The organism is Terrabacter aerolatus (genome assembly GCF_007991735.1).
GTDB lineage: Bacteria > Actinomycetota > Actinomycetes > Actinomycetales > Dermatophilaceae > Terrabacter > Terrabacter aerolatus.
Window position 1 is genome coordinate 1 of record NZ_BJYX01000020.1, and the last position, 17,161, is coordinate 17,161.

General features: G+C 72.7%; 16 protein-coding genes. All 16 read right to left on the reverse strand.

The annotated features are described in order from the left end of the window. On the reverse strand, window positions 1-669 hold a 669-nt coding region (locus tag TAE01_RS16030; RefSeq protein ID WP_147067819.1), incomplete at its 3' end, for a methionyl-tRNA formyltransferase. Window position 670: 1 nt separating this feature from the next. After that, entirely contained in the window at window positions 671-1,216 is a 546-nt protein-coding gene (gene def / locus TAE01_RS16035; RefSeq protein ID WP_147067820.1) for a peptide deformylase, read from the reverse strand. Between the two features lie 42 nt (window positions 1,217-1,258). Beyond that, window positions 1,259-2,542, reverse strand: coding sequence for an MFS transporter (locus TAE01_RS16040; protein ID WP_147067821.1), 1,284 nt, complete (start codon window positions 2,540-2,542; stop codon window positions 1,259-1,261). Beyond that, window positions 2,539-3,075 (reverse strand): ArsR/SmtB family transcription factor, encoded by a 537-nt coding sequence (locus TAE01_RS16045; protein WP_147067822.1) that lies wholly within the window; start codon window positions 3,073-3,075, stop codon window positions 2,539-2,541. The genes TAE01_RS16040 and TAE01_RS16045 overlap by 4 nt, the downstream gene beginning before the upstream one ends. A gap of 122 nt (window positions 3,076-3,197) precedes the next feature. After that, window positions 3,198-4,481, reverse strand: a complete 1,284-nt coding sequence (locus TAE01_RS16050) for a saccharopine dehydrogenase family protein (RefSeq protein ID WP_147067823.1) — start codon at window positions 4,479-4,481, stop codon at window positions 3,198-3,200. A 97-nt stretch (window positions 4,482-4,578) separates the two neighbouring features. Then, window positions 4,579-6,618: a primosomal protein N' gene (locus tag TAE01_RS16055; protein WP_147067824.1), complete on the reverse strand. Its 2,040-nt coding sequence runs from the start codon at window positions 6,616-6,618 to the stop codon at window positions 4,579-4,581. Between the two features lie 16 nt (window positions 6,619-6,634). Beyond that, window positions 6,635-7,858, reverse strand: a complete 1,224-nt coding sequence (metK, locus tag TAE01_RS16060; protein ID WP_147067825.1) for a methionine adenosyltransferase — start codon at window positions 7,856-7,858, stop codon at window positions 6,635-6,637. 94 nt (window positions 7,859-7,952) lie between these two features. Further along, window positions 7,953-9,221 carry a bifunctional phosphopantothenoylcysteine decarboxylase/phosphopantothenate--cysteine ligase CoaBC gene (coaBC, locus tag TAE01_RS16065; RefSeq protein WP_503827262.1) on the reverse strand — a complete coding sequence of 423 codons (1,269 nt, stop codon included), beginning with the start codon at window positions 9,219-9,221 and terminating at the stop codon, window positions 7,953-7,955. Continuing rightward, the gene (gene rpoZ, locus TAE01_RS16070) at window positions 9,218-9,481 is read right to left on the reverse strand and encodes a DNA-directed RNA polymerase subunit omega (RefSeq protein ID WP_030201887.1); all 264 of its coding nucleotides are present in this window, start codon (window positions 9,479-9,481) and stop codon (window positions 9,218-9,220) included. The genes coaBC and rpoZ overlap by 4 nt, the downstream gene beginning before the upstream one ends. A gap of 101 nt (window positions 9,482-9,582) precedes the next feature. Next, entirely contained in the window at window positions 9,583-10,203 is a 621-nt protein-coding gene (gmk, locus tag TAE01_RS16075; protein WP_147067827.1) for a guanylate kinase, read from the reverse strand. After that, on the reverse strand, window positions 10,203-10,520 hold the full coding sequence (gene mihF, locus TAE01_RS16080) for an integration host factor, actinobacterial type (RefSeq protein ID WP_030201881.1): 318 nt from the start codon (window positions 10,518-10,520) through the stop codon (window positions 10,203-10,205). The genes gmk and mihF overlap by 1 nt, the downstream gene beginning before the upstream one ends. Before the next feature lie 171 nt (window positions 10,521-10,691). Then, window positions 10,692-11,078: a hypothetical protein gene (locus tag TAE01_RS16085; RefSeq protein ID WP_147067828.1), complete on the reverse strand. Its 387-nt coding sequence runs from the start codon at window positions 11,076-11,078 to the stop codon at window positions 10,692-10,694. Window positions 11,079-11,082: 4 nt separating this feature from the next. Next, window positions 11,083-11,958: an orotidine-5'-phosphate decarboxylase gene (gene pyrF, locus TAE01_RS16090; protein ID WP_147067829.1), complete on the reverse strand. Its 876-nt coding sequence runs from the start codon at window positions 11,956-11,958 to the stop codon at window positions 11,083-11,085. Between the two features lie 32 nt (window positions 11,959-11,990). Next, window positions 11,991-12,941 carry a dihydroorotate dehydrogenase gene (locus TAE01_RS16095; RefSeq protein ID WP_147067830.1) on the reverse strand — a complete coding sequence of 317 codons (951 nt, stop codon included), beginning with the start codon at window positions 12,939-12,941 and terminating at the stop codon, window positions 11,991-11,993. Beyond that, entirely contained in the window at window positions 12,941-13,831 is an 891-nt protein-coding gene (locus tag TAE01_RS16100) for a dihydroorotate dehydrogenase electron transfer subunit (protein ID WP_147067831.1), read from the reverse strand. The genes TAE01_RS16095 and TAE01_RS16100 overlap by 1 nt, the downstream gene beginning before the upstream one ends. Next, window positions 13,828-17,160 (reverse strand): carbamoyl-phosphate synthase large subunit, encoded by a 3,333-nt coding sequence (gene carB / locus TAE01_RS16105; protein WP_147067832.1) that lies wholly within the window; start codon window positions 17,158-17,160, stop codon window positions 13,828-13,830. Before carB ends, TAE01_RS16100 begins: the two co-directional genes overlap by 4 nt. Between the last annotated feature and the right edge of the window lies 1 nt (window position 17,161).

Consider the following 17,161-nt stretch of genomic DNA (forward strand, 5'->3'; position numbering starts at 1 on the left):
GAGCCGGTCGACGGCCGAGGCGGGTCGCGACCACACGATACGGGCGTCGTCGACCTCGATCTTCGGCGCGAGCGAGACCCCCTCGCCCGGCTGTGGCACGGCCACGAGGTCGCCCGTCTCCAGGCCGTCGATAGTGGCGACGAGCAGGGCCGCCCCGGCGGTCGCGAGCCGGGACAGGAGGTCGCCGGCGGTGTCGGCGGCGCGGATGGTTTCCGTCATGACGCCGAGCACCGGTCCGGTGTCGAGTCCCTTCTCGATGACGAAGGTCGAGGCGCCGGTCACCTCGTCACCGGCCATGATGGCGTGCTGGACCGGAGCGGCCCCCCGCCAGGCGGGCAGCAGCGAGAAGTGCAGGTTGATCCACCCGAGCCGCGGGATCTGCAGCGCCTGCTCCGGGATGAGGTTGCCGTAGGCCACGACCGGGCACGCGTCGGGGGCCAGGGCGGTCAGCGCGTCGAGGAAGTCGGGGTCCTTGACGCGGGTCGGGGTGAGCACCGGGACGCCGAGCTCCTCGGCCCGACGGCGCACGGGCGAGGCCTCGAGCCGACGCCCACGGCCGGAGGGTGCATCGGGTCGGGTGACCACGCCGACGAGCTCGTGGCTCGACGCGGCCACGGCATCGAGGCTGGGCACGGCTGCCTCGGGGGTGCCTGCGAAGACGACTCTCATGTCACATCGCCCGGCCGAAGGTCGAGTGCGGGCTGATGCGTACCTCGGGTGGGTTGTCGGCGAACCACTCCGCCTCGCGGATGGCACGCATCGCCTCACGCCGGGCCTCGGGGTCGAGGCGGTCGACGAAGAGGATCCCGTCGAGGTGGTCGGTCTCGTGCTGGACGCAGCGCGCGAGCAGCGCGGTGCCCTCGAGCACGACCGGCTCGCCCCACATGTTCTGGCCCTTGGCCACGACGTACAGGGCGCGCTTGGTGTCGAACGCCAGACCCGGGATCGACAGGCAGCCCTCGGGGCCGTCCTGCTCGTCGTCCGAGAGGTCGAGCACCGGGTTGACGAGGTGGCCGAGCACCCCGTCGACCCAGTAGGTGAAGACCCGCAGACCGACGCCCAGCTGCGGGGCGGCGAGCCCCGCCCCGGGCGCGTCGAGCATGGTGTCCTCGAGGTCCTTGACGAGCACGCGCAGCTGCTTGTCGAAGTCGGTGACCTCGGCGGCGGCAGTGCGCAGGACCGGGTCACCGAAGAGTCGGATGTCCTTGATCGACACAGGTCTCCAGGGGTGGGGAGAGGCGGTGGGGGCGCCGCCAGTCTAGGACCGTGAGGGCTCGTCGGCCGCGGCGCCGGTGCGTGCCGGGTCACCGCTGCTGCGTCCGAGCTCGCGCACCGACCGGGAGAGCAGGGCCGAGAGCGAGATGGCGACGTAGACCCCGGCGCTGACGACCGTCAACGTCTCGACGTCGACGGTCGTCGCGAGCCACCCGTAGAGGAACGTGCCGATCGGGATCGCCACGAACGACCCGAGCGCGTCGTAGCTCGAGACGCGCGAGAGCACCGAGACGGGGACGTGCTCGTGCAGCGCGGTGCTCCACCCGACGCCGAAGACCTCCACCGCGGCACCGGCGAGGAAGAAGCCGACGGCGACGGGGACGACGGCCGGAGCGACGCCGAGCAGCACCATGGGGACGGCCAGCACGCAGATGGCGAGCATCCCCGCGCGCAGCGGCCGCCGCAGCCTCAGCCTGAGCATGACGAGCGTCATGATCACGGTGCCGACCGCCTCCGCGCTGAGCACGAGACCCCAGCCCGCCTCACCGATCGACGCGGTGGACTTCGCGATGAGCGGGCCGAGGACCCCGATGACGCCGGAGTGGATGGCGTTGGTCAACCCGAAGGCCAGCACGATGACCCAGAGCCACTCGCGGCCGGTGAACTCGCTCCAACCCTCGCGCAGCTCACGCACCATCGAGCGGTGCGGCGCGCCCGCCGACGCGGACTCGGTCGAGCGACGCGGCAGACCGACGCGGGTCAGGCAGACGATGGCGACGGCATACGTCAGCGCGTCGACGGCGAGCGCCCACCCGGGTCCGACGCCCACGACGAGCAGGCCGGCGACGGCCGGTCCGATGACGGCGAGGCCGCTGCGGCTGAACGACAGCAGCGCGTTGGCCTGCTGCAGGCGCGAGCGGTCGACGACGAGGGGGACGACGCCCATCATCGCCGGCATCGTGAAGGCGGACACGGCTCCGTTGACGCCCTCGAGGACGGTCAGCTGGGTCAGTGTCGCGTCGCCGCTGATGATGAGGTAGGCCGCGAGCGCCTGGGTCAGGCACGTCAGCACGTGCGAGACCTGGAGCACGACGATGCGCGAGAAGCGGTCGGCCACGACGCCGCCCACGAGGAGGAAGACGACCATCGTCAGGGTGCGCACGCCGAGGACCTGCGCCAGCGCACCCGCCGACTGGTCGATGTGCAGGACGGCGAAGGCGAGCGCGACAGGCACCATCACCGAGCCGGCGGTCGAGACCGTACGGGCCGTGAAGTACCACGCGAACCGGCGGTCCGACAGCGCCCCGAGCGACCGCTGGAGCCTCATGAGGGCCGTCCCTCCCCCGTGAGACGGAACGCGGCGACGGACAGGGCGGCCCGGACGGTGCCCTCGGTGCGTGGGGGGCGCGCCGAGGCGTGCATCAGGGCGCCGGCCTCGTCGAGGAGCGCCGTCACCTTCTCCCAGGCCTGCGGATCGACCCAGAGGTCCGCGTCGGTGAAGCGGCTCGGGGTGCCCGGCTCGCGCTCGAGGAAGCGCCTCGGGATCATGTCGGCGAGCACCCGCACGTAGGCGAGCCGGTCCTCCTCGCGCGTCGTCTGCGGCCGCACGACGGGCGCGTCCCACGGGTGGCGGTACCTCTTGGCCCTGCCCCCTCGCACCGTCTCCTCCCCGGCCACCTCGAGCAGTCCCGCGGCGTGGAGCAGTCGCAGGTGGTAGCTCGCGTTGGCCTGGGTGATGCCGAGCTCGCGGGCCACCTCGGCGGCGCTGAGCTCGGACGCCGTCAGCAGCGAGAGCATCTGCAGCCGGAGCGGGTGGGCGGTGGCGCGGAGCTCTCCGATGCGCTCTTGCTCCAAAGACATGTTGGGGAGTATGCCGTCAGGCCCGCCACACCGTCAAGCACTCCTTTGGAGGTCGCCCCCTCCCCACCGCAACACACCGATCAGTCGCCAACCCTGACGGTTGCAGCCGTCCGGTTCGGCGGCTACTCGGCGTGTTGCGGGGTCGTCGCGGCCGGGACCTGCTCGACGTCGAAAGTGAAGCCCTGGGTGCGGAGCCTCTCGACGAGCACCTCCCCGAGTGCGGTGGCCGGGGTGCACACGCCGGCCCGGAGCGGCAGGCCCTTCTCGAGGGCGAGGGCGAGCACGGTCTGGCCGAGCATGACGGCCGTGCCGCCGTAGCCCGGGTCGTAGTCGGCCCCGACCCTGGTGCGATAGCGGGCGCCCGTCGTCGTCGTGCTGCGGATCTCGAGGCGGAAGCGTCCGGCTGCCTGCGCCTCGGGGCTCGGCCCCTCACCGGGCTTGGGCAGGAAGCGGTCGATGAGCGCGCGGGTCGGCCGGAACGCCATCCCGGCCACGACACCCCCGAGCCCGACGGCCATGCCACCGGCGAGGACGGGCGACATCGGACCGGAGCCGAAGTCGGTGGCCTCCCGGTAGCGCAGGTCACGCCCGTAGGACCAGTCGGTCAGCGTGTTGGACAGCCGCACGATGCGGGTGTTGAACGACGCCATGACGAACGGTCCCGACCACCGTCCGGTCTCCGCGTCCCGGTCGACCGGGACCAGTCGTCGCAGCCGTCCGGCGAGGCCGGCTGCGGGACGACGACCCGACGACGGCTCCTCCCCGCGGCGGGGGCTGAGCGCGTAGGGGTCGCCGAGCACGCGACGGGCCTCGGCGTCGGCACGGGCCGTGATCGCCTGCTGCCTGGCCGAGTCGACGGTTCCTCCGGAGAAGCCGCCCTTGAGCGACCGCACGAGCAGGGTCGTCTCCGTCAGGGTGCCCTCGCCGTCGGCCGCGGCCTGCTGGGCCGTCACGAGGACGCCGAGGTCGGACGGGATGGAGTCGAAGCCGCAGGCGTGCACGACGGCCGACCCGGTCTCGCGGGCGACGGCGTCGAGCTCGTCGAGCGACCACCGCACGAAGAGCACCTCGCCGGTCAGGTCGGCGTAGTGGGTCCCGGACTCGGCACAGGCACGAGCCACGTGCTTGCCGTACGCCGCGTAGGGACCGACGGTCGTGGCGAGCACCCGGGTGCGGGCGGCCAGGGCGTGCAGGCCCGGCGTGTCGGTCGCATCGACCGCGACGAGCTGCCACGACGACGCGGACGGGCCCAGCTCGGCGCGGAGCGCCTCGAGCCTGGGCCTGGAACGCCCCGCGAGGGCGATCCGCACCTCGGGACCTGCGTGTCGGGCCAGGTGGGCGGCCGTGAGGGCCCCGACGAAGCCGGTGGCGCCGTACAGGACGATGTCGAGCTCGCGATCGGGCATGCCGCCACTCTGCCACGAGGCCAGCCCACGCCACCCGAGGGCACACAGGGCACCGGTGGCTGCGCGTGCCCGCGACGCTCGTGGCCGGAGAGCTCGCTCAGAACATGTCGAGCGGGTCGATCCGGACCGCCACGACCTCGGGCTCCTTGCGGGCGGACCGGAAGGCCTTGAGCGCCAGCAGGGCCCGGGTGAGCGACTCGGTGCCCGAGTCCGGGACCCGGACGAGCACGTGGTGGTCAGCGACCCGCTCCGGCTCCCCCTCGGCGGACGGGCGACGGGGCGGACCGCCCGTCGCCGTGAGCCGGACGGGGCCGAGCACCTGAGCAGCGGCGGGCAGGTCTGCCTGCTCGAGGGCCTCCTCGAGGGCGCGCCGCCCGCCCGTCAGCTGGGCCACGCGCACGGCCGGCGGCAGACCCAGCTCGCGCCGCTCCGCGAGCTCGCGCGCGGCGAGCCACGCCGGGTCCCAGCGCACGAGCGCCTCGACCGCCGGCAGTGCCACGGCCTCGGGGGTGCCGCTCAGCACGACGGCGCGCCCCTCCCTCGCGAGGGCGGCGGCAGCCATCCAGCGCCGCAGCGCCTCGAGCGGGGCGTCGAGCGTGGGCAGGTCGAGGCTCGCCCATGCGTCGAGCAGCAGGACCGCCGTGTAGCCGCCGTCGGCGACCGGCTCGGCCCCCGGGGTGGCGATGACGAGCGACGGCTCCCGCCCGACGCTCGCGAGCACCTCACCCGACCCCGAGGTGTGGACCGGGAAGCCCGGGAAGGCCCGACCGATCTCCTCGGCCGTGCGGCGGGCCCCGGTGATCGACGAGCGCAGCCGTCGCGAGCCACAGTGCTCGCACTCGAAGCCGTTCCCGGCGAGGGTGAGTCCGCACCATCGGCAGGCGGGGGCCGTGCCCGCCGCACCGAGGGCCACCGGGCCCTGGCAGCGGACGCAGCGCACCGGGGTACGGCACTCGGCGCAGCCGAGGGACGGGAGGTAGCCGCGCCGCGGCACCTGCACGAGCACCGGGCCGTCGACGAGCGCGTCCTTGGCGACGCGCCAGGCCCGTGACGGGATGTGGGCCCGGGCGGCAGGCCCGTCGCGCTCCTCGTCGAGCCCCTCGCCGGCGATCGTCACCCGCGGGGCCGCGGACCGCAGCAGCGCCGGATCGGCCTCCACCGGCACGAGCGCACCGGCCTCGACCTCCCCCTGCACGCGCAGGCTGCGCGCGAAACCCCCGGCCAGCAGCGCCGCGCCCGTCGCGGCGGCCCGCAGCCCGAGGACGACCCCGACGTGGTGGTAGGGCGCCCGGGGCTCGGCCAGCAGGTCGTCACCGTCGTCCCACCAGGCGACGAGCCCGAGATCGCGAACCGGCGCGAAGGCAGCCGCCCGCGTGCCGATGACGACCTTGACGTGCCCGCGCAGCACCTTGAGCCACGCGGTGTATCGCGCCTGCGGCCCCTGGTCGGCCGTGAGCCGCACGTGCCGGCCCTTGCCGAGCACCGCGGTGAGCGCCTCGTCGAGACGGTCGACGTCACGGTGGTCGGGGACGACGACGAGAGCGCCGCGGCCGGCGGCCAGTGCCGTGGCAGCCGCCACCGCCAGCGCGGCCGGCCAGTCGCCCTCGCCGCGTCGTCCCGGCAGCGCGGCCCAGGCGGCCGCCGGGGCCTCGCCCGATGCGACCCGCCGCAGCCACGCCGGTCCTGCGGGATAGGCCGTCCACGGTCCGGGCTCCGGGGCCTCGAGCACCTCGGCAGGGGCGCACTCCATCGCGAGGTTGCGCTCGGCGGTCGCGTGGCGCTTGGGGACGGCCAGGCGCAGGACGTCGCTCAGCGTGCCGGCATACCGGTCGGCGACGGCGCGGCAGAGCGCGAGCACCTCCGGTGTCAGCACCGGCTCGGCACTGACGACGCGACGCAACGGCGTCAGCCGGCCGTCGTGCTGCGGCTGGGCGCGGCGTTCGACGACGAAGCCGTCGAGCTCACGCCCCGAGAAGCGCACCCGCACGCGCGCCCCCGGCACGGCGTCGGCGTCGAGGTCGTCGGGGACGGCGTACTCGAAGACGCGGTCGAGGTGCGCCAGGGGCGTCTCGACGACGACAGCAGCGACCGGCCGCGGGGCCGGTCGCTGCGTGCTCTCGTCGTTGTCGTCGCCCACGGGGGCGAACCTATCCTCAGCCGGAGACGGCGCTGCGCAGGGCCTCGACGCGGTCGGTGCGCTCCCACGTGAAGGGGTTCTCCACGCCGTCGGCCTTGGTGCGGCCGAAGTGGCCGTAGGCGGCCGTCGGGCGGTAGATCGGGCGCAGCAGGTCGAGGGCGTCGACGATGGCGGCGGGACGCAGGTCGAAGACGTCGCCGATGGCCTGCTGGATCTTGTCGACGGGGACCGTCTCGGTGCCGAAGGTCTCGATGTAGAGGCCGACGGGCTGGGCCTTGCCGATGGCGTACGCGACCTGGACCTCGCAGCGACGGGCCAGACCCGCGGCGACGACGTTCTTGGCGACCCAGCGCATGGCGTAGGCGGCCGAGCGGTCGACCTTGCTCGGGTCCTTGCCCGAGAAGGCGCCGCCGCCGTGGCGGGCCATGCCGCCGTAGGTGTCGACGATGATCTTGCGGCCGGTCAGGCCGGCGTCACCCATCGGGCCACCGATCTCGAAGCGGCCGGTCGGGTTGATGAGGGCGCGGTAGCTGCTGACGTCGAGGTCGGTCCCGCTCTCGCGCAGCTCGGCGAGCACCGGCTCGATGACGTGGGCGCGGATGTCGGGCTCGAGCATGCCGTCGAGCGAGACGTCCGGCGCGTGCTGGGTCGAGAGCACGACGGTGTCGAGCGACACGGCGCGGTCGCCGTCGTAGGCGATGGTGACCTGGGTCTTGCCGTCGGGGCGCAGGTAGGCGAGCTCCTCGCTCTTGCGCACCTGCGTCAGGCGCTCGGACAGGCGGTGCGCGAGGTGGATCGGCAGCGGCATGAGCTCGGCGGTGTCGTCGCAGGCGTAGCCGAACATCAGGCCCTGGTCGCCGGCGCCCTGCTTGTCGAGGAGGTCGCCGACGTCACCGGTGCGGTGCTCGTGGGCGGTGTCGACGCCCTGGGCGATGTCGGGCGACTGGGCGCCGATGGAGATGGACACGCCGCAGGTGCGACCGTCGAAGCCCTTCTGCGACCCGTCGTAGCCGACCTCGAGGATCGTCTCGCGCACGATGCGCGGGATCTCGACGTAGGCGGTCGTCGACACCTCACCGGCGACGTGGACGAGGCCGGTGGTGACCATCGTCTCGACGGCGACGCGCGCCTGCGGGTCGTCGGTGAGCAGGGCGTCGAGGATCGAGTCGCTGATCTGGTCGCAGATCTTGTCCGGGTGTCCCTCGGTGACGGACTCGGACGTGAACAGACGTGCGGACACTTGCTCTCCCTCGGTCGGGTGCGGAGTTGGTGCGGGTGGTTCGGCGGCCCGGGGCCTGCGGATGGCAGGCCGCGTTGGGGCGAGAGTCTAGTGCTCAGTCCAGCAGCGGCGAGATGGTGTCCCAGAGCGCGTCGGCGACGGCGTCCTTCGAGGCCGGTCCGATGGTCGTCGCGTCGTCCGACGAACGGCGCAGCAGGTGCACGGTCGTGTCGTCCTTGCCGAAGGTCAGGTCGGTGCCGACCTCGTTGACCACCTGCAGGTCGCTGCCCTTGCGGGCGAACTTGGCGCGGGCGTGGTCCATCACCGACCCGTGGGCGTCACCCGTCTCGGCGGCGAAGCTCACGATGAAGGGCGCGCTCGCCCCCCGGGCCGCACGGGCGGCCACGAGCCCGCGGACGATGTCGGGGTTCTCGACGAGCTCGACGCGCAGACCGGCGTCGGGGTCGGCGGACTTCTTGATCTTGCTGTCGCTCACGGTGGCGGGCCGGAAGTCGGCCGGGGCCGCCGCCATGACGACGACGTCGGCACCGCCGGCGGCCTCCTCGACGGCGCGCTGGAGCTCCAGGGTCGTCTCGACGCGCACGACGTCGATGCCCTCGGGCACCGGGACCGACACGTTGGCGGCCACGAGGGTCACCGTGGCGCCACGGTCGGAGGCGGCCCGGGCGATGGCCACGCCCTGCTTGCCGGACGAGCGGTTGCCGAGGTAGCGGACCGGGTCGAGCGGCTCACGCGTGCCACCGGCCGAGACGACGACGCGGCGCCCCTCGAGGTCGGCGATCCGCGACCCACCCGACCCGAGGGTGTCACCCGACACGAGGGCCAGGCACGCGGCATACAACGCCTCGGGCTCGGGGAGTCGCCCGGCGCCAGAGTCCCGGCCCGTGAGGCGGCCCACGGCGGGGTCGATGACGTGTGCGCCGCGCGAGCGCAGCGTCGCCACGTTGGCCTGCGTCGCGGGGTGCTCCCACATCTCCGTGTGCATGGCCGGCGCGAACGCGACCGGGCACCGGGCGGTGAGCAGCGTGTTGGTCAGCAGGTCGTCCGCGAGGCCGTGGGCGGCCTTGGCGAGCACGTCCGCCGTGGCGGGCGCGACGACGACGAGGTCGGCCGACTGGCCGATGCGCACGTGCGGCACCTCGTGGACCGAGGTCCAGACGTCGGTGCTCACGGGCTTGCCCGACAGGGCCGACCACGTCGGTGCGCCGACGAACCGGAGCGCGGCGGCCGTGGGCACGACCGTGACGTCGTGCCCGTGCTCGGTGAAGAGCCGGAGCAGCGAGCACGCCTTGTAGGCGGCGATGCCGCCACTCACCCCGAGCACGACGCGCATCGGCTGCTCCGGACCCGTCGGGGTGCTCAGGCCTCGGTGGGCGTCGAGGTCAGCAGGCCCTCGTTGATCTCGCGCAGCGCGATCGACAGCGGCTTCTCGTGGACCTCGGTCTCGACGAGCGGGCCGACGTAGTCGAGCAGGCCCTCCTGCAGCTGGGAGTAGTAGGCGTTGATCTGGCGCGCGCGCTTGGCGGAGTAGATGACGAGCGCGTACTTCGAGTCGGCAACGGTCAGGAGGTCGTCGATCGGCGGGTTGGTGATGCCGATGGGAGCTGCCTGGGTACCGGACACAGTGATCTCGTTTCGTTGGTTTCAGCGGGCGTGAGGTGTGCGCCGCGGCGTCGGGGACACAGCGGTCGTATGCCGGCGGCCGGCACACATCAGGGCGGGACTCACCGGTCGGCGCGTCCCGATCTCATCAATGATACGAGTTCTTCGCTCGCCCGACGAACATCGTCGTTGACGACGACCTCGTCGAACTCGCTCTGGGCGGCCAGCTCGGCGCGGGCCGTGGCCAGACGGCGCTCACGCTCGGCCTCGCCCTCCGTGCCGCGTCCGACGAGGCGGCGCACCAGCTCGTCCCAGCTCGGCGGTGCGAGGAAGACGAAGAGGGCGTCCGGCCACGTCTCGCGCACCTGCCGGGCGCCCTGCAGGTCGATCTCGAGGAGTGCGTCGCGCCCGCTGCTGATGATCCGCTCGACCGGGCCCCTCGGGGTGCCGTACTTGGCCGCGCCGTGCACGACGGCGTGCTCGAGGAACTGCCCGGCCTCGACGAGGCGGTCGAACTCGTGGTCCTCGACGAAGTGGTAGTGGACGCCGTCGACCTCACCGGGCCGGGGGCGTCGGGTCGTCATGGAGACGGAGAACCACACCCCCGGGAAGTGGGTGCGGACGTACTCGGCGATGGTGCCCTTGCCCACGGCGGTGGGCCCTGCCAGGACGATGAGCCGCCCACGCCCGCGGTCGATCGCCTCGTGCGGGGGCTGGGGGGCAGCGGTCGCGTCTGCCGCCATCACGGCTTCTCGAAGCGGTGCAGGAGCGCCGCGACCTGGTTCGCTCCGAGGCCGCGGACGCGGCGGGACTCGGCGATCCCGACCTCGGCCATGATGGCCTTGGCGCGCACCCGGCCGACGCCGGGCATCGACTCGAGCAGCTCGGTGACCTTCATCTTGCCGATGACGGCGTCGACCTTGCCGTCCTCGAGGACCTCGGCGAGCGATCCGCTGGAGTACTTGAGCCGGTTCTTGACCGCGGCCCGCTCCCGACGTGCGGCGGCAGCCTTCTCGAGTGCTGCGGCCCGTTGCTCAGGGGTGAGCGGTGGAAGCGCCACGGTCTTCGGTCTCCTTGCTGCCTTCGGGAGCGGCCCGCGCCCCCGTCGTCTTCACATCTCGTGCTGTCTCCGCCCGAACCTAGCGATCTGGCGGCGGGCGCCGCAACGCGGGGCGGCGCGTCGGCGCGTCCGGCGCACGTCCGGTCACGGGGGCCGCGGCCCCGACCGGCCTCAGTGCGAGAGGTCGACCTGGCACGTCTCCCTGGCGTGGACCTCGATGCGCTTGGCCGAGGCCTCGAAGCCCTGCAGCTGCTTGGTCAGGCCCGTCAGGTCGGGGGTGGCCACCGTGAACTTCTGCACGAGCGTGCGCAGGGAGGCCCAGTCGGGCTTGACCTCGTCGGGGGCGGTCGCCTCGACCTGTGCGACGGAGGCGGCGAAACGCGTGGCCGCCGCGGGGTTCTTCAGCATCGCGCTGCTCCCCTTCCAGTCGGCCTGCACCGAGCGGAGCGCGTCGCAGTAGGAGCCCACCGACGACGCCGAGCACCCGGCGAGCGCCGACGACGAGAGCAGCAGCGCGACGGCAAGCTGCACACCCCGGCCACCGGTGGTCGTCGACATCCCCTCACCGTATGCCGTGTCGTCGGCGCCGTCCTGCGAGTTCCCCGAACGCGTCCCGGACGCGCTCGGTCCGGTCGACGAGGCGACCCGGCTCGGGACCGGCCCCGAGGATCTCCCGGCTCGACGAGGCCAGCACCTGACCCCGGGCCGGGCCGAACGTCGCCGCCAGCGACGCGACCGTGCCGCCCTGGGCCCCGAAACCCGGCGCGAGCACGGGCGTCGCGGCTGCCACGAGGTCGAGACCGAGGTCGGCGACGGCGGTGCCCACCGTGGCCCCGATGACGAGACCGACGGAGCCGAGCTCCCCCCTGTCGAGGGCGGCCGCGTTGTCGACGCCGGCCCCGTGCACCACCGACGCCGCGACCGACTCACCGTCGCGGACGGCGTGCTGGACGGAGGCGCCCTCGGGGTTCGACGTCAGCGCCAGCACGAACAGGCCGCGGCCCGTCTGCTGCGCGAGGTCGATCGCAGGACGCAGCGACTCGTAGCCCAGGTAGGGGCTCACGGTCAGGGCGTCCGGCGGCGCCACGGCATGCGGCCCCAGGTAGGCCTCGGCGTAGGCCGCCATCGTCGAGCCGATGTCGCCGCGCTTGGCGTCGAGGATGGTCAGCGTCCCAGCGTCGCGCAGCTCGTCGAGCACCCGCTCGAGGACGGCGATCCCGCGGCTGCCGAAGACCTCGAAGAACGCCGACTGCGGCTTGACCACGGCGACCCTGCCGGCGAAGGCCTCGACGCAGGTCAACGCGAACCGCTCGAGCCCGGCGAGGTCGTAGGACAGCCCCCACGCCTCGACCAGCGAGCGGTGCGGGTCGATGCCGGCGCACAGCGGGCCGTGGGCCGTCATGGCGTCCTGCAGGCGGGCCCCGAAGGCCTGGGTCATCGTCGGTCTCCCTCGTCGTACGGTGTGGGTCGTCAGCGGCCGTGCGCCACGGCGACGGCGTCGCTGAACCGCTCGAAGCCCTTGGCCGAGAGCAGCTCGCACAGCTCCCGCAGCACTCGGACCGGCGCCGACGGGTCGTTGAAGACCGCCGTGCCCACCTGGATGGCACTGGCGCCGGCGGCGACGAGCTCGAGCGCGTCACGCCCGGTGCGCACTCCCCCGACACCGATGATCGGCACGGTGGGCAACCTGCCCTCGAACATGGCCTGGCGCACCTGCCAGATGGCGCGCACGGCCACGGGCCGGATGCCCGGCCCCGACAGCCCGCCGGTCACCCCGCCGAGCTGCGGCCGCAGGCGGTCGGTGTCGATGACCATGCCCAGAAGGGTGTTGATCATCGTCAGGCCGTCGGCCCCCGCCTCGACGCAGGCCGACGCGATGGTGGTGATGTCGGTGACGTCGGGGCTGAGCTTGGCGAAGACCGGGATCTCGCGCGGGAGCTGCTCGCGCACGAGGCCGATGACGTCGGCCGAGGCCATCGGGTCGCAGGCGAAGACGAGGCCGCGGTTGGCGACGTTGGGGCACGAGATGTTGACCTCGACGCCGACGACGGAGTCGAAGGCGCTGCTGTCCCGGAGCGTCGCGGCGACCTGGGCGTACTCCCTGCTCGAGCTGCCCGCGATCGACGGCAGGACGCGCGCGCCGACCGACTTGAGCCACGGCAGGTCCTCCTCGACGAAAGCGCCGATGCCGGGACCCTGCAGGCCGATGGAGTTGAGCATGCCCGAGGGCGTCTCGGCCATGCGCGGAGTCCCGCGGCCAGACCGGGGGTCGGCCATGACCGACTTCGTGACGAAGGCGCCGAGGTCGGCGACGTCGAAGAAGCGGTGCAGCTCCTTGCCGTTCGCCGCACAGCCCGAGGCCGTCATGAGCGGGTTGGGGAGGCGACGGCCTCGCCCGAGGTCGACGGAGAGGTCCACCATCAGTGGCCACCCACCTTCGGGGCGCCGACGGCGTCGTCCGGGACGCGGGCGTGACCCCCGTCGAAGGCGTCCCACCGGACGCGGTCGCCGCGGAAGACAGGTCCCTCGACGCACGAGCGCACCATCCGGGTCCTGCCGTCGGAGCCGACGACCGGCATGACGCACGTCATGCAGACCCCGACGCCGCAGGCCATCGACTCCTCGACGGCCACCTGGGCCACGGCGCCGTGCGCCTCGGCGACCCGGGTGATGGACTCGAGCATCCCCATGGGTCCGCAGCCGTAGACGACACCGGCCTTGGTGCGGTCGATGATCTCCGGCAGCGGGTCGCTGACCCAGCCCCGCTGACCGGCCGAGCCGTCGTCGGTCGTGACGGTGACGCCGTCGCTGCTGCGGCGGGCCTCGACGACCCCGAAGAGCTTGTCCTCGCTCGCGGCGCCGAGCACCATCTCGACGTGGCAGCCACGCTCGCGGAGCTCGCCGGCGAGCCAGAAGAGCGGAGCGCTGCCGTAGCCGCCGCCGACGAGCACGCAGGCGACCGGTGCGGTGGGCAGGGGGAACGCCTTGCCGAGCGGTCCGACGACGTCGATCGTGTCGTGCGGGGCGCGCTCGACGATCCACCGGGTGCCGACACCGACCGCGGACACGACGATCTCGACCGTGCCGCCGTATGTGCCGCTGGGGCTCACCTTGTGGATCGAGAAGGAGCGACGCAGCAGCGTGCCCGACGTCTCGCCACCGACCGCGAGGGCGACGAACTGACCGGGGCGGGCCAGCTCGGCGACGCCCGGGGCGACGAGGGTGATGTGCTGGTAGGCGCCGACCCGGCGGGTCGCGATGACCTCCGCCACCTCCTGGGTGACGCGGGCCCGCAGCGAGCGCTCGCTCATGCAGGGGCTCCCGTCGCCGCGACGGCCTCGCGCCGGCCGTAGAGGTCGAGGTCACGCGCGTGGTCCTGCAGCGACTTGACCCGGATCTCCTCGGTCAGCCCGGCCTCGATGCCGAGGACGGCTGCGGCGAGGGTCGCGATCGTCGTAATGATCGGCTTGTCGGCGCTCGTCGTCGCGGCTCGGATCGCGTAGCCGTCGGCGCGGGCGTCCTGGCCCGAGGGCGTGTTGACGACCATCTGCACCGTGCCGTCGAGGATGAGGTCGACGATCGACTTCTCGCCCGGGGCGTCACCGTCGCGCTCGGTGATCTTGCGGACGAGCGTGGCGGGGATGCCGTTGCGCTTGAGCACGGCGGCCGTGCCGCTCGTCGCGAGGATCGTGAAGCCGAGGTCGACGAGCCGCTTGACCGGGAAGAGCATGGCGCGCTTGTCCCGGTTGGCGACCGACACGAAGATCGCGCCGGAGCGGGGCAGTGCCGAGCCACCCCCCTGCTGGGCCTTGGAGAACGCCGACCCGAAGTCGACGTCGATGCCCATGACCTCGCCGGTCGAGCGCATCTCGGGACCGAGCAGCGAGTCGACCGCGACGCCCTCCTTGGTGCGGAAGCGCTTGAACGGCAGGACCGCCTCTTTGCACGACACGGGAGCGTGGTCGGGCATCCGACCCCCGTCGCCGGTCGGGGGCAGCATGCCCTCCTCGCGCAGCTCCTTGATGGTGGAGCCGAGCATGACGCGGGCCGCGGCACTCGCGATCGGCACGCCCGTGGCCTTGGCCACGAACGGCACGGTGCGCGAGGCGCGGGGGTTGGCCTCGATGACGTAGAGGATGTCCTGGGCCAACGCGAACTGGACGTTCATGAGGCCGCGCACGCCGATGCCCTCGGCGAGCTTGCGCGTGGCGATGCGCACCCGCTCCAGCTCGCCGTCGCCGAGCGTGGCCGGGGGCAGCGTGCACGAGCTGTCGCCGGAGTGGATGCCGGCCTCCTCGACGTGCTCCATGATGCCGCCGAGGTACATGTCCTCGCCGTCGAAGAGCGCGTCGACGTCGATCTCGATCGCGTCGTCGAGGAAGCGGTCGATGAGGATCGGGTGGTCGGGCGAGGCCTCGGTGGCCTTCTCGACGTAGGTGACGAGTGAGTCGTCGTCGTAGACGATGACCATCCCCCGGCCGCCGAGGACGTAGGACGGGCGCACGAGCACCGGGTAGCCGATCTCGCGTGCGACGACGAGGGCCTCGTCGGAGCTGAAGGCCGTGCCGTGCTTCGGGGCGATGAGTCCCGCCCGGGCCAGCACCTGACCGAAGGCGCCGCGGTCCTCGGCGAGGTGGATGGCGCTCGGCGAGGTGCCGACGATCGGCACACCCTCGTCCTCGAGGGCCTGCGCGAGCCCGAGGGGAGTCTGCCCACCGAGCTGCACGATGACACCCGCGATGGGGCCGGCCTTGCCCTCGGCGTGGATGACCTCGAGGACGTCCTCGAGCGTCAGCGGCTCGAAGTAGAGGCGGCTGCTCGTGTCGTAGTCGGTCGAGACCGTCTCGGGGTTGCAGTTGACCATGACCGTGTCGAATCCCTTGTCGCGCAAGGAGAACGACGCGTGCACGCAGGAGTAGTCGAACTCGACGCCCTGCCCGATGCGGTTCGGTCCCGAGCCGAGGATGATGACGGCTGGTCGCTCGCGCGGCTCGACCTCGGTCTCCTCGTCGTAGGAGCTGTAGTGGTAGGGCGTCGTGGCCGCGAACTCCGCGGCGCACGTGTCGACCGTCTTGTAGACCGGGCGCACCCCCAGGGCGTGGCGCACGCCGCGGACGACGGCCTCCGGCATACGGCGGATCGAGGCGACCTGGGCGTCGCTGAAGCCGTGCCGCTTGACGAGGCGCAGCAGGTCGGGCGTCAGCTGGTCGGCCTCGGCGAGCATCGCCGCGACGTCGTTGATGAGCGCGATCTGGTCGAGGAACCACGGGTCGATGCCGGTGGCCTCGTGGACCTCCTCGACGCTGCACCCACCACGGAGGGCCTGCTGCACCAGGACGACCCGGCCGTCCGTCGGCACCTTGGCCTCCTCGAGCGCACGCTCGGCGGCCACCCTGGTCAGCTCGCCGTCCCAGTGGAAGCTGGCGCCCTTCTTCTCGAGCGAGCGCAGGGCCTTCTGCAGCGACTCGGTGAAGTTGCGGCCGATCGCCATGGCCTCGCCGACCGACTTCATCGTCGTCGTCAGCGTCGGGTCGGCAGCCGGGAACTTCTCGAACGCGAAGCGCGGCACCTTGACGACGACGTAGTCGAGCGCCGGCTCGAAGCTCGCCGGCGTCTCCCGCGTGATGTCGTTGGGCACCTCGTCGAGGGTGTAGCCGATGGCCATCTTGGCGGCGATCTTCGCGATCGGGAAGCCGGTCGCCTTGGACGCCAGCGCGGACGAGCGCGAGACGCGGGGGTTCATCTCGATGACGATGATGCGACCGTCGCGCGGGTTGACGGCGAACTGGATGTTGCAGCCGCCGGTGTCGACGCCGACCTCACGGATGATCGCGATGCCGATGTCGCGCAGCCGCTGGTACTCACGGTCCGTCAGGGTCAGCGCCGGGGCGACGGTGATCGAGTCGCCGGTGTGCACACCCATCGGGTCGAGGTTCTCGATCGAGCACACGACGACGACGTTGTCTGCGTGGTCGCGCATGACCTCGAGCTCGTACTCCTTCCAGCCGAGGATCGACTCCTCGAGGAGCACCTCCGTCGTCGGGGAGTACTGCAGGCCCTGGCCGCCGATGCGGCGCAGGTCGGCCTCGTCGTAGGCGAAGCCCGAGCCGAGGCCGCCCATCGTGAAGGACGGCCGGACGACGACGGGGTAGCTGAGCTCCTCGGCGGCTGCGAGCAGCTCGTCCATCGAGTGGCAGATGATCGACCGGGCCGACTCGGCGCCGCAGCGCTCGACGACGCCCTTGAACTTCTCGCGGTCCTCGCCGAGGTTGATTGCGTCGACGTTGGCGCCGATGAGCGGGCAGTCGTACTTCTCGAGGACTCCGTTGTCGTGCAGGGAGATCGCGCAGTTGAGCGCGGTCTGGCCGCCGAGCGTCGCGAGGACGGCGTCGGGACGCTCCTTGGCGATGATCGCCTCGACGACCTCGGGGGTGATCGGCTCGACGTAGGTCGCGTCGGCGAACTCGGGGTCGGTCATGATCGTCGCCGGGTTGCTGTTGACGAGGATGACGCGGATGCCCTCCTCGCGCAGGACGCGGCAGGCCTGCGTGCCGGAGTAGTCGAACTCGCACGCCTGGCCGATGACGATCGGGCCGGACCCGATGACGAGGACGCTCTTGATGTCGTGGCGCTTGGGCATG